At 72.5% G+C, this 12,202-nt stretch carries 10 protein-coding genes and 1 pseudogene; 7 read left to right on the forward strand and 4 right to left on the reverse strand.

Annotated elements, in window-relative coordinates; all coding sequences use genetic code 11:
- Positions 1–56 precede the first annotated feature (56 nt).
- Both ACSMXW_RS30240 and ACSMXW_RS30245 read left to right on the forward strand, forming a co-directional pair.
- Positions 57–947 carry a HipA family kinase gene (locus ACSMXW_RS30240; RefSeq protein WP_485800980.1) on the forward strand — a complete coding sequence of 297 codons (891 nt, stop codon included), beginning with the start codon at positions 57–59 and terminating at the stop codon, positions 945–947.
- Between the two features lie 213 nt (positions 948–1,160).
- Positions 1,161–1,892 (forward strand): DUF4097 family beta strand repeat-containing protein, encoded by a 732-nt coding sequence (locus ACSMXW_RS30245; RefSeq protein ID WP_485800982.1) that lies wholly within the window; start codon positions 1,161–1,163, stop codon positions 1,890–1,892.
- A gap of 167 nt (positions 1,893–2,059) precedes the next feature.
- Here ACSMXW_RS30245 and aceB read toward each other — a convergent pair whose 3' ends face one another.
- Both aceB and ACSMXW_RS30255 read right to left on the reverse strand, forming a co-directional pair.
- Positions 2,060–3,688 carry a malate synthase A gene (aceB, locus tag ACSMXW_RS30250; protein WP_485800984.1) on the reverse strand — a complete coding sequence of 543 codons (1,629 nt, stop codon included), beginning with the start codon at positions 3,686–3,688 and terminating at the stop codon, positions 2,060–2,062.
- A gap of 255 nt (positions 3,689–3,943) precedes the next feature.
- On the reverse strand, positions 3,944–4,564 hold the full coding sequence (locus ACSMXW_RS30255; protein WP_485800986.1) for a nucleotidyltransferase family protein: 621 nt from the start codon (positions 4,562–4,564) through the stop codon (positions 3,944–3,946).
- Positions 4,565–5,121: 557 nt separating this feature from the next.
- Here ACSMXW_RS30255 and ACSMXW_RS30260 point away from each other — a divergent pair.
- Positions 5,122–5,409 carry a DUF5955 family protein gene (locus ACSMXW_RS30260; protein WP_485808418.1) on the forward strand — a complete coding sequence of 96 codons (288 nt, stop codon included), beginning with the start codon at positions 5,122–5,124 and terminating at the stop codon, positions 5,407–5,409.
- A 284-nt stretch (positions 5,410–5,693) separates the two neighbouring features.
- On the opposite strand, the gene ACSMXW_RS30265 is transcribed toward ACSMXW_RS30260, so the two are convergent.
- The gene (locus tag ACSMXW_RS30265) at positions 5,694–6,494 is read right to left on the reverse strand and encodes an IclR family transcriptional regulator (RefSeq protein WP_485800988.1); all 801 of its coding nucleotides are present in this window, start codon (positions 6,492–6,494) and stop codon (positions 5,694–5,696) included.
- A 620-nt stretch (positions 6,495–7,114) separates the two neighbouring features.
- On the opposite strand from ACSMXW_RS30265, the pseudogene allB reads away from it, so the two are divergent.
- The 4 genes and pseudogenes from allB to ACSMXW_RS30285 all read left to right on the forward strand — a co-directional run.
- A pseudogene (gene allB / locus ACSMXW_RS30270) lies at positions 7,115–8,383 on the forward strand (allantoinase AllB); the annotation flags it as partial.
- A 275-nt stretch (positions 8,384–8,658) separates the two neighbouring features.
- The gene (gene alc / locus ACSMXW_RS30275) at positions 8,659–9,939 is read left to right on the forward strand and encodes an allantoicase (protein ID WP_485800989.1); all 1,281 of its coding nucleotides are present in this window, start codon (positions 8,659–8,661) and stop codon (positions 9,937–9,939) included.
- 160 nt (positions 9,940–10,099) lie between these two features.
- On the forward strand, positions 10,100–10,918 hold the full coding sequence (locus ACSMXW_RS30280; protein ID WP_485800991.1) for an AIM24 family protein: 819 nt from the start codon (positions 10,100–10,102) through the stop codon (positions 10,916–10,918).
- Between the two features lie 247 nt (positions 10,919–11,165).
- Complete coding sequence (locus ACSMXW_RS30285; RefSeq protein ID WP_485800993.1) at positions 11,166–11,585, forward strand: guanyl-specific ribonuclease; 420 nt, start codon at positions 11,166–11,168, stop codon at positions 11,583–11,585.
- Between the two features lie 185 nt (positions 11,586–11,770).
- On the opposite strand, the gene ACSMXW_RS30290 is transcribed toward ACSMXW_RS30285, so the two are convergent.
- A complete protein-coding gene (locus ACSMXW_RS30290; protein ID WP_485800995.1) occupies positions 11,771–11,983 on the reverse strand; it encodes a hypothetical protein in 213 nt (70 codons plus the stop codon).
- Between the last annotated feature and the right edge of the window lie 219 nt (positions 11,984–12,202).

Genomic DNA, 12,202 nt, shown 5'->3' on the forward strand with positions numbered 1-12,202 from the left:
ACACTTTGGGGGCATTCCATGGATTTAAAGGAAATGAAGGCGAACGGCATGAGGAAATGCTGAGAGAGGTCACCGCCACCCGCTATATCGCACCCCTGCGGTCCGGCGGATCCGTCCCCGGAGTCGTCGAGGCCGACGACCTGGGGACGTACGTCGTGAAGTTCACCGGAGCCGCGCAGGGGCGGAAGGCGCTGGTCGCCGAGGTGATCGTGGGGGAGCTGGGGCGGCGCCTCGGGCTCCGCGTGCCGGAGCTGGTGCGGATGGAGTTCGATCCCGCCGTCGCCGCCGACGAGCCGCACCAGGAGGTGCAGAACCTCCTGCACGCCAGCGCCGGCCTCAACCTCGGTATGGACCTCCTCCCCGGCGCCGTCGACTTCACCGCAGCCACCCTGGACACCGTCGCCCCCCTCGAGGCCGGCCGCATCGTCTGGCTCGACGCCCTCACCGCCAACGTCGACCGCACCGTGCACAGCCCCAACCTGATGATCTGGCCGAGCTTCGGCACCCGCGAGCCCCGCCTCTGGCTCATCGACCACGGCGCCGCCCTCGTCTTCCACCACCGCTGGGACACCGCCCAGGACACCGTCGACAAGGCCTACGACTTCCGCGCGCACGCCCTCGGCGGCTACGGACCCGACACCGTCACCGCCGACGCCCGGCTGGCCCCCCGGGTCACCGAGGACCTGCTGCGTGAGGTCGTCGCCCTCGTCCCCGACGAGTGGCTGGCCGACGAGCCCGGCTTCGCCGGCCCCGACGCCGTACGGGAGGCCTACGTCCGCCACCTCGCCGCCCGCGCCCGCGCCTCCGCGACCTGGCTCCCCCGCGAGTTCCCGCACCGCGACGAGCTGGCCGCCCAGGACGCCCGCCGCGCCGCCGCCACCGAAGCGGCCCGGCCCGCCTGGCTCAAGCACGTCCCTGACCTCAGCGACCGGCCCGCCGTCCGCTGAGGCCGCCCGCCCGCCGAGCCCGCCGGGAGAGCGAGAGCCCGTCCGGTCTGCGGACAGCCGGTGGATCATCCGGGGGTTTTCCCCATGGTCGCGGGTGCGCGGCCTGCCTTAGCGTTGTCGGCGCACGGGGCCGTGCTGCGGCCCGGCCCGGATGACCCTGATCCAGCGCCACTTCCCGCCTTCGCAGGCACCTTTCCAGAACTGGGGGACCCCATGCGTCACCAGCTCCGCAGCCCGGCGATCTGCGCGGCCGCCCTGCTCGCAGCCGGCGGCCTGACCGCGTGCGGCCTGGTGAGAGACGAGACGTTCGAGGACGACAACACGCTGAAGGGGAAGATCACCTCGGTGCGGCTGGACAACGACTCGGGCGGCGTCACCCTGCACGGCACCCACGGCAAGGGCACGCTGTCACTGCACCGCAGAGTCGAGTACCGGGGCGACAAGCCGAAGGGCGCCACGCACCGGATCGAGAACGGCGTCCTGATCCTCGGCGGCTGCGGCAACCACTGCTCGGTGAACTACACCGTCGACGTACCGGCCGGCGTCCCGGTGCGCGGCCGTGTGTCGAGCGGCAGCGTCAGCCTCGCCGCCGTGGGCGCCGTGACCGTGACCACGAGCTCCGGGCGCATCGAGATGAACGGCGCCACGGGCCCGATCGACGTACGGAGTTCCAACGGCCGGATCACCGGGCGGAACATCAGCAGCCGGCAGATCCGTGCCGAGACCTCCAACGGCGCGATCGACCTCACCTCCGCCACGCCCGGCAACGTACAGGCCAAGACGTCCAACGGCGCCATCACCGTGACCGTGCCCCGGGCCGGCTACCGCGTGACGGCCGAGACGGGCCACGGCGACAAGAACGTCGACGTGGCCGACGACCCGTCCGGTACGTACCGGCTGGCACTCTCCACCGGCAACGGCGACATCACCGTCAGGAACTCCTGATGGAAGCCCCTCTGGCGTCGGATACGTCTCCGGCGTCGGGAGCCTCTCCGGCGTCGGAAACCCTCCGGAGCCGGGGGCCCCTCGACTTCCCGGAGCCCGGGCGCCCACGACTCGGGCCGCCCGGTGCCCCGGTACCTCGGTGCACCGGCACGCGCCGGGGGCTCGGCTCAGCCCCTGCTCACCAGCTCCCGGTACGCCGGCAGCGTCAGGAACTCCGCATAGTCCTCGTCGAGCGCCACCTTCAGCAGCAGGTCGTGCGCCTCCTGCCAGCGCCCCGCCGCGAACGCCTCCTCGCCGGCCTCTGCCCGGATCGCGGCCAGGTCCTCGTCCGCGATCTTCCGCGCCAGCTCGGCCGTGGCCCGCTCGCCGTTCTCGAAGACCACACCGGCGTTGATCCACTGCCAGATCTGGGAACGGGAGATCTCGGCGGTGGCCGCGTCCTCCATGAGGTTGAAGATGGCGACCGCGCCCGAGCCGCGCAGCCACGCCTCGATATAGCGGATGCCGACCTGGACGGCGTTCACCAGACCCTCGTACGTGGGCCGGGCGTCCAGCGCGTCCACGGCGATCAGGTCCGCCGCCGCGACCGAGACGTCCTCGCGGAGCCGCTCCTTCTGGTTGGGCCGGTCGCCCAGCACCGCGTCGAACGACTCCATGGCGATCGGCACCAGGTCGGGGTGGGCCACCCAGGAGCCGTCGAAGCCGTCGGACGCCTCGCGGTCCTTGTCGGCGCGGACCTTCTCGAAGGCGACCTTGTTCACCTCGGGATCGCGCCGCGAGGGGATGAAAGCCGCCATGCCGCCGATGGCGTGCGCGCCCCGCTTGTGGCAGGTGCGCACCAGCAACTCGGTGTAGGCGCGCATGAACGGCGCCGTCATGGTGACCGCATTGCGGTCCGGCAGCACGAACCGCTCGCCCGCGTCCCGGAAGTTCTTCACGATCGAGAACAGATAGTCCCAGCGGCCGGCATTCAGCCCCGAGGCGTGGTCACGCAGCTCGTAGAGGATCTCCTCCATCTCGTACGCGGCCGTGATCGTCTCGATCAGCACGGTCGCCCGGACGGTGCCCTGGGCGATACCGAGCCGGTCCTGTGCGAAGACGAAGATCTCGTTCCACAGCCGGGCCTCCAGGTAGGACTCCGTCTTCGGCAGGTAGAAGTACGGGCCCTTGCCGAGGTCCAGCAGCCGCTGGGCGTTGTGGAAGAAGTAGAGGCCGAAGTCGACCAGCGCGCCGGGCACCGGGCGACCGTCGACCTGGAGGTGGTGCTCGTCCAGGTGCCAGCCGCGCGGGCGCACCACGACGGTGGCGAGCCGGTCGGCGTCCTTCAGGGCATACGACTTGCCGCTCGTCTCGTCGGTGAAGTCGATGCGGCGCTCGAAGGCGTCCGTCAGATTGAGCTGGCCGCGGATGACGTTCTCCCACGTGGGGGCGAGCGCGTCCTCGAAGTCGGCCAGCCAGACCTTGGCGCCGGAGTTGAGGGCGTTGATGGTCATCTTGCGGTCCGTGGGACCGGTGATCTCGACCCGGCGGTCGTCCAGCGCGGCGGGCGCGGGGGCGACGCGCCAGGAGTCGTCGGCGCGTACGGCGGCCGTCTCGGGGAGGAAGTCGAGCGTCGCCGTACGGGCGATCTCTGCACGGCGTGCCGCGCGGCGCGCCAGCAGTTCGTCCCGCCGGGGGGTGAAGCGCCGGTGCAGCTCGCCCAGGAAGGCCAGAGCCTCCGGGGTGAGGACCTCGTCCTGCCGGGGCAGGGGCTCCGCGTCGACGATGACCGGCACGGAGGGCGCTGATGCGGACATGCTCTCACTTCCTTCAGCGAGCTTCACAGCGTCAGGCACGGTTCCCGGACGGTGCCCGGCCGCCGTCGCCGCGGATGGCGTGGCACTGCGTGCCAGGGCGGAGGGGTGCGGCCGGGGGAGCCGTGGTGACGATCGGGCGCTTCTGATCAGTGGATACTAGTTTTCTTATGGTGGAACTTCAATGGTTTGTTGATGTTGAGACTCTTGCCGTCGATACAACTCGGCCCAGAGTGCCACGCCGGCCCTCGGGGGCCCCTACTCCAGGCGTGCCAGGTCCTCGGCCGTGTCGATGTCGTACGGTTCGGCGATGTCGCCGCACTCCACGAGCGTGAGCGCGTCGGCGTGCGCCGCCAGGTAGGTGCGCGCGCCCTTGTCGCCCCGGGCACCGGTCACGACTCCTGGCCAGTGGTCCGCCCCGAACAGGACGGGGTGCCCCCGCCTGCCGTCGTACGCGGCGGCGGCGAGCGACGCGGGCGACCGGTACGCGGCGCGCACCCGCGCCACCGCCTCCGCACCGATGCCGGGCTGATCGACGAGCATCACCAGGACGGCCCCCGCCCGGTCGCCGCCCTCCACGGTGAGCGGCGCGAGCCCGGCGCGCAGGGACGAGCCCATGCCCTCCTCCCACGCCGGATTGTCGATGAGCACACACCCCGTCAGCTCGGCCTCGGTCCGCACCCGCTCGGCCGCGGCACCCAGCACCACGTGCACCCGTGCACACCCGCCGTCCCACAGCGCCCGGACCCCGTGCTCCACCAGCGGCCGGCCGCGGTGCCGCAACAGTGCCTTGGGACGCCCCCCAAGCCGCCGCCCACCCCCCGCGGCCAGCAACAGCCCCACCACGGCCTCTTGAGCACCCCGCTCACTGCCTGTCATCCAGTCGCCTCCCACACCATCGGGCCGTTCTCCGGCCGTCCACCATCCATCCGTACTCCCCGTGCCCAGGAAGGGGTGCGGGGTTGTGTCCCGGGGCGCCTCTGGGGGTACCTCCCACTCCTTCACGGCAGTGGGGGAACCCATGAGGCAGTGGGGGAGGCTCCGCCGCGTGGCCGCGCCCCCACCGCCGGAGACCCGCAGCCCGCCACTGTCCCACAGGGGCACCCCTGCCGAGCGGGTCACCGGCGGGGCAAGGCCACCCGGCCGAGGCCGCGCACCAGCAGCCGCCAACGCATCGAAGGGGGTGAAGCGCGGAACACAATCACCGAACAGCCGCTCATCACGTTCGGACATCTCGTACAGCGGGCAAATTACGTCCATTCTGTGGCGCCAAGCCCACTGCGTGGCGTTTACTGTCCGGCGACTCCGGGCTTTGGCCGATGTTCGACAGGGGGTCGTCCTGGGGTGCGGGTGCCTAAAGAGAGAAATGCAAACGGTGGCGCACAACGGCGTGCGAGGGGGGAGATGTGTTGCAGAGCGTGGAGCACAGAGCCGTGATGGGCAGTGGAGAGCAGGATGTCCGTGTGGCGAATTTACGAGCCGCCGTCTCCCGGCTGCGCCGAGAACTGGCCGCGCACCCGGCGGAGTTCCCCGACCGCGGCATCGCGGAGGACGAGCTCGCCGCGCTCGCGTCGATGGCGCTCGGCGGGAACCCGGAGATCCGGCGGCTGCGGCGCTCGCTGCTGCTGGTAGCAGGGGCCATCGGCTCGGTCAGTGCCCTGGCGCCGAGCCTCGCGCAGGTGCGTACCGCGGTGGAGCTCTTCGGGGAGCGCCCACCCAGTTGACGGCCGTACCGCCCCGGCCGCCCATCGGCCGTCAACCGTCCGTCCGAGCGGCGCCGGCTCTTCCCGAGGCTCCCGGGATCCGAGGATATGCACGGCATTCCTCGGACTTCTCCCGGGAGCCTTCCGCCTTTCCGGGGAGTCCGTTCGTCATTCCCCGGTAATTCCTCGGACGGATATGGCCCGGGTAAGGATCGCGGCCCGGGTGGATAACGCCCGGGGGGCGGTCCGGGGGGCGGTCACGTACAGGTCCGTACCGATACCGGTAAAACTGACTAACCGATTGGTTAACTCGCCGTCAGGGCGGTGGACAGTTCCGCCGCGACCTGTTGCAGAACGGGGACGATCTTCTCCGTGGCCGCCTCGGTGACCCGGCCCGCGGGACCCGAGATGGAGATGGCGGCCGCGGTGGGGGAGTCCGGCACGGAGACGGCGAGACAGCGGACGCCGATCTCCTGCTCGTTGTCGTCGAGCGCGTAGCCGAGGCGGCGGACCTCCTCCAGCGCGTCCAGGAAGGCGTCCGGGGTGGTGATGGTCTTCTCGGTGGCGGCCGGCATCCCGGTGCGGATCAGCAGGGCGCGCACCTCCTCGGTGGGCAACTGCGCCAGCAGGGCCTTGCCGACGCCCGTCGAGTGCGGCAGCACCCGCCGGCCGACCTCGGTGAACATCCGCATGGAGTGCTTCGAGGGGACCTGGGCCACATAGACGACCTCGTCGCCGTCCAGCAGGGCCATGTTCGCGGTCTCGCCGGTCTCCTCCACCAGGCGGGCGAGGTGCGGCCGGGCCCAGGTGCCGAGCAGCCGGGACGCGGACTCTCCGAGGCGGATCAGCCTGGGGCCCAGCGAATACCGCCTGTTGGGCTGCTGGCGGACATAGCCGCAGGTCACCAGCGTGCGCATCAGCCGGTGGATGGTGGGCAGCGGCAGCCCGCTGCTCGCGGAGAGCTCACTCAGGCCGACCTCGCCGCCCGCGTCCGCCATGCGCTCCAGCAGATCGAAGGCGCGTTCAAGCGACTGGACGCCGCCGGAGGAACCGGTGGCGGCAGGAGACTTGTCGGCGTCGGTGGTGCTGGCGCTTGACGGCGGCACGGCGCGTTCCTTCCGGGGCTCGGGAACCGGAGGGCCCCGGGCCTCTTGTGCGGGTTTCGGTCGATGGACGGGCAAGGGAGCCAGCGTACCTGGCACGGCGCACCCACCGCCTGTCATCGACGGGGCGTTCCCGCCGGTCAGAGGCCTGACGTGGGCGGCGAGCGGCGGGCGCCGCGGGCTGCTGTGCGGTGCGGGGCAGCGGGTGACGACGGGCAATTTTCGGAAGTTTAATTCCGCTTAACGGAAAAGTCCAGGATGCCTCGGCGAGCGTTCTCCGCGGCCCGCGCGGCGGAGGGGGTGCCTTGACGGGGTGGGGTCGCCTGGTGAGACTTCTTCAACAGAACGTTGAAATTCTAGGGAGAGAGCCGGAGAACGCCAAGCCATCGGAGCGGAGAGGGGTACGCGTGTCAGAGACCCGCCGGGCCGCACCCGCGAAGGGCCTCGGGACCGTGCCCCGGGGGGCCCTCCCACACGCTTCGGGCAGTGGGGGAGACCCCGCCGCGTCAGACGTACCGTCCACACCGTTGAGGCAGCGGGGGAGCGACCCGTCACGACGAAACCGGCAGCCCGCCACCGCCCCACAGGGGCGGCTTCCGCCTTTCCCGGACCGCCGGCCGGTCCTGGTGCTCCGCTCCACCCGTGTCGTCACCCCCGAGGGGACCCGGCCGGCCAGCGTCGTCGTCGCCGGCGAGCGCATTGCCGCCGTGCGGGCGCACGACGCCGCGCCGCCGCCCGGCGCGGACGTCCGGGACCTCGGCGACGCCGCCCTGCTCCCCGGCCTGGTGGACACCCATGTGCACGTGAACGACCCGGGCCGCACCGAGTGGGAGGGCTTCTGGACGGCGACCCGCGCCGCGGCCGCCGGCGGCATCACCACCCTCGTAGACATGCCGCTCAACTCCCTGCCGCCCACCACGACCGTCGCCCATCTGCGTGCCAAACAGGCCGTGGCCAGGGGCGCCGCCCATGTCGACGTGGGCTTCTGGGGCGGCGCCGTGCCCGGCAACGTCAGGGAGTTGCGGCCACTGCACGACGCCGGTGTGTTCGGCTTCAAGTGCTTCCTCGCGCCGTCCGGCGTCGACGAGTTCCCCGAGCTGGACGCGGAGCAGCTGGCCGCCGCCATGGCGGAGACCGCCGCACTCGGGGGCCTGCTGATCGTGCACGCCGAGGACCCGGCCCGGCTGGCCCGCGCCCCGCGGCCCGGCGGCCCCCGGTACGCCGACTTCCTGCGCTCCAGGCCGGCGGCCAGCGAGGACGCCGCCATCGCGGGACTCATCGCCACCGCGCGGAGGCTCCGGGCCCGGGTGCACGTCCTGCACCTCTCCTCGGCGAGCGCGCTGCCGCTGATCGCCGCCGCGCGCCGCGAGGGCGTGCGCATCAGCGCGGAGACCTGCCCGCACTACCTCACGCTCCGCGCGGAGGACGTCCCGGACGGTGCGAGCGCCTTCAAGTGCTGCCCGCCGATCCGCGAGGCCGCCAACCGGGAGAAGCTCTGGGCCGCGCTCGCCGACGGCACCCTCGACTGCGTCGTCACCGACCACTCCCCGTCCACCCCGGATCTCAAGACCACCGACTTCGCCACAGCCTGGGGCGGCATCTCCTCGCTCCAGCTCAGCCTGCCCGCCGTCTGGACCGAGGCCAGGCGGCGCGGCCACACCCTGCAGGACGTCGCCCGCTGGATGGCCACGCGCACCGCAGCCCTGGTCGGCCTGCACCACAAGGGCGCCATCGAGGCGGGCCGGGACGCCGACTTCGCCGTGTTCGAGCCCGAACGGACCTTCACCGTCGACCCGGCCACCCTCCAGCACCGCAACCCCGTCACCGCCTACGCGGGCCGCACCCTGCACGGCGTGGTCACCGCCACCTGGCTGCGCGGCCGGTGCGTCCACGAGAACGTCGGGGGCTTAGGGGGGACAGGGGGTTCAGGGGACGCCGTGCAGCCCGGGGGTGCCGGGAACGCCGGGTACCCCGGGAGCCCTGGGAGCCCTGGGAACGCCGGGTACTCCGGGAGTCCTGGGAACGCCGGGAGCCCCGGGAGCCCCGGGAACTCCGCGAATGCCGGGAGCCCCGAAATCCCCATGAACGCGGCGGCACCCGCGCACGCGCCCACCCCCGCCTTCGCCCCGCCCAGCGGGCGGCTCCTGGAGAGGACGGAGTGAACTCCATGACGGCCCTGCCCCGCTTCACCGGCCCCGCGGCCCCCTACGCGGGCGGTGACCCCTACGCCGACCACCGCACCGCCGACTTCCCCTTCGCCGCCCTGCCCGACCTCGCCGACCGGGCGCTCGGCGCGGGGGTGGTCGCGGCCGACGACGAGTTCTTCGGGCCGCGCGAGAACCTGCTGCTCCCCGGCCGTCCCGTCTTCGACCCGGAGCGGTTCGGGCCCAAGGGGAAGGTGATGGACGGCTGGGAGACCCGCCGCAGGCGCGGCACCTCGGCGCACCGTCCCTGGCCGGAGGACGGCGACCACGACTGGGCGCTCGTCCGGCTCGGCGCCCCGGGGGTGATCCACGGCATCGTCGTCGACACCGCCCACTTCCGCGGCAACCACCCGGAGTCCGTCTCCGTCGAGGGCGTCTGCGCCGACGGCACCCCGGACCCGGCGGAACTGCTCGCGGCAGGGTCGGCCTGGCGGACACTGGTGCCGCGCACTCCGGTCGGCGGGCACGCCGCCAACGGCTTCGCCGTCGACGTCCGGCAGCGCTTCACCCATCTGCTCCTCAAGCAGTACCCGGACGGCGGGATCGCGCGCCTGCGGGTGCACGGCGAGGTGGTGCCCGACGTGGACTGGCTCACGGCACTCGGCACCTTCGACGTGGTGGCGCTGGAGCACGGCGGCCGGGTGACCGGCGCCTCCGACCTGTTCTACTCGCCCGCCGCCCACACCATCCTGCCCGGCAGGTCCCGGCGGATGGACGACGGCTGGGAGACCCGGCGGCGCCGCGACCGGGGCCACGACTGGATCGGCTACCGGCTCGCCGCGCAGGCCCGGATCCGGGCCGTCGAGATCGACACGGCGTACCTCAAGGGGAACGCGGCGGGGTGGGCGTCGGTGTCCGTCCTGGACGCCGGTGACGCCGACCCCGCGGACGCCGATTCCGAGGGCAGCGAACCCGCGGACACCGACCCCGAGGGCACAGAAGCCGCCGTCGCCACGCTCTCGGACGCCGCTCCCGACGCCGCCGGCCACACGGGTGCCGGCCGCGCCGCCGACGGTTTCGCCGGCCCGGCGCCCCGCCGCGGTGCCTGGGCCGAGGCGCTGCCCCGTACTCGGCTGCAACCCGACACCAACCACCGCTTCGTGCTCCCCGCCCCCGTCACCGGCACCCACGCCCGTATCGACGTTTACCCGGACGGCGGCATCTCCCGGCTGCGTCTGTTCGGCTCCCTCACCGAGCGGGGGGCGCGGCAGCTGAGGGAACGGCGCGCCGGGCTCGGCGGCTGAGGGACGGGTCACGGTGGCGGCCGGGCCGCCCTGCGCCGGGCGGAACCCTGCGGGACCCCTGAGTCGTTGACCCGTCGGAACCCGCCGGGCCCTGGGGCCCCGGCACGCGGACCCCCGCGATCCGCACCGCACCCCGACCGCGCGTGTCAAGGAGACCGCCGTGACCCTGCAGCAAGAGATAGTCGGCAATGCCATGCAGATGGCGGTCGTCAACCTCCAGCCCAGCCAGACCGTCTACTGCGAGGCGGGCAAGTTCCTCTTCAAGACGTCCAATGTGACGATGGAGACCCGGCTGGGGGGACCGTCCGGCGGCGGTCAGCCGGAGAGCCGGCAGGGCGGGGGCGGAGGGATGGGCGGCATGCTCCGGCAGGCCATGGGCACCGCCATGCAGGTCGGCCAGCGGTACCTGGCCGGCGAGTCCCTCGCGTTCCAGTACTTCACCTCGCAGGGCGGCGAGGGCACCGTCGGCTTCGCGGGCGTCCTGCCGGGCGAGATGCGCGCCCTGGAACTCACCGGATCACGCGCCTGGTTCGCCGAGAAGGACGCCTTCGTGGCCGCCGAGTCCACGGTCGAGTTCGGTATCGCCTTCCAGGGCGGCAGGACGGGGATGAGCGGCGGCGAGGGCTTCATCCTGGAGAAGTTCACCGGGCACGGCACGGTCATCATCTGCGGCGCCGGCAACTTCATCGACCTCGACCCCGCCGACTTCGGCGGCCGCATCGAGGTCGACACGGGCTGTGTGGTGGCCTTCGAGGAGGGCATCCGGTACGGCGTCGAGCGCGTCGGCGGCCTCAACCGCCAGGGCATCATGAACGCCGTCTTCGGCGGCGAGGGCCTCTCCCTCGCCACGCTGGAAGGCCAGGGCCGCGTCATCCTTCAGTCCCTCACCATCGAGGGTCTGGCCAACGCCCTGAAGAAGGCCCAGGGCGGTGACAAGCAGGGGCCCACGGGCGGACTGTTCTCCACCCACGGGGGCTGACGACGGCTCAGGGCCCGTGCCCACGGCGGGTTGGACCCGTACACACCCAGGCTCGCCGGGGGAAGCGCACGGTGCGTACGCCCGGGGCCGGGGGCGCGCGTACGGCGCCGCGTTCGGGGCGCCGCGCACGCCGGGTCGCGCACCCCGCGGATTGCGCCCGTTATGCCTCCCTCATTCGATGAACGTTCAGCAAACTCCCGTTCTTGTCATTGACACGACAGGGTCTACGCGCGTCATGCTAGGAGCCATGCGAACCCCCACACGCATCCTCAGTGTCACTGCCGTCGCCGCCGCCCTCTTCTTCGGCGGCCCCGTAGCCGCCGCGAGCGCGGCCCCGGCCCCCCACGCGGCCGCCCCCTCGATCTCGCAGCAGATCGCGGCCGTCGGCGACATCTGCTACTCCGACCTGCCGTCCCAGGCGCACGACACGCTCGATCTGATCGACCAGGGCGGCCCCTTCCCCTATCCGCAGGACGGCGAGGTCTTCCAGAACCGGGAGGGCCTGCTCCCGCAGCAGTCCAGCGGCTACTACCACGAGTACACGGTGGAGACCCCCGGCTCGCCGGACCGCGGCGCCCGCCGTGTCATCACCGGTCAGCGGACCGACGAGGACTACTACACCTCCGACCACTACGAGTCGTTCGACCTGATCGACTTCGACTGCTGAGGCACCGCGCCCGTACGGGGACGCCGCCTTGGGAGGAGGCGTCCCCGTGGGACGGGGAGTCACCTGTGAGACGGGCGAGCTGACCGTCGGGCGGCCGAGGTGACCGTCGGGCGGCCGAGGTGATCGTCGGGCGGCCGAGGTGATCGTCGGGCGCCGAGCATGACCGCCCGGCTGCCGAACGGCGGTCAGCCCCCGCTCCCCTTACGGCTCTCCGCGGCGGCGAACAGCGCCAGAGCCAGCACCAGCAGCGCGACGCCGACGTGGACCTCATAGCCGTCGAGGAAGTCCACGAGCCCCACCAGACCCCAACCGCCGGATCGGCCCATGGCCGCGTGGACCAGGCCTCCGGCGCCCTGCACCAACGCGATCACTCCGAGAAACTCCAGGAACTGCTTCACGCAATGGAGCCTCGCCCCGCGGACCCCCCACACGCATCGGCCGCGGGGCGAGATCGCGTCCGCCGAAGGACGGTGTCCGCCGATCCCGCGGCGACGAAAGTCGGCGACCGCACCGACTTTCGGCTCCCCTTCGCGCGGACGGCCCGCGGACGGCCCGCGGACGGCCCGCGGACGGCCCGCGGACGGCCCGCGGGCGGGCCGCGCGGGCCGCCGGGGTGC

The organism is Streptomyces sp. DSM 116793, assembly GCF_057320905.1.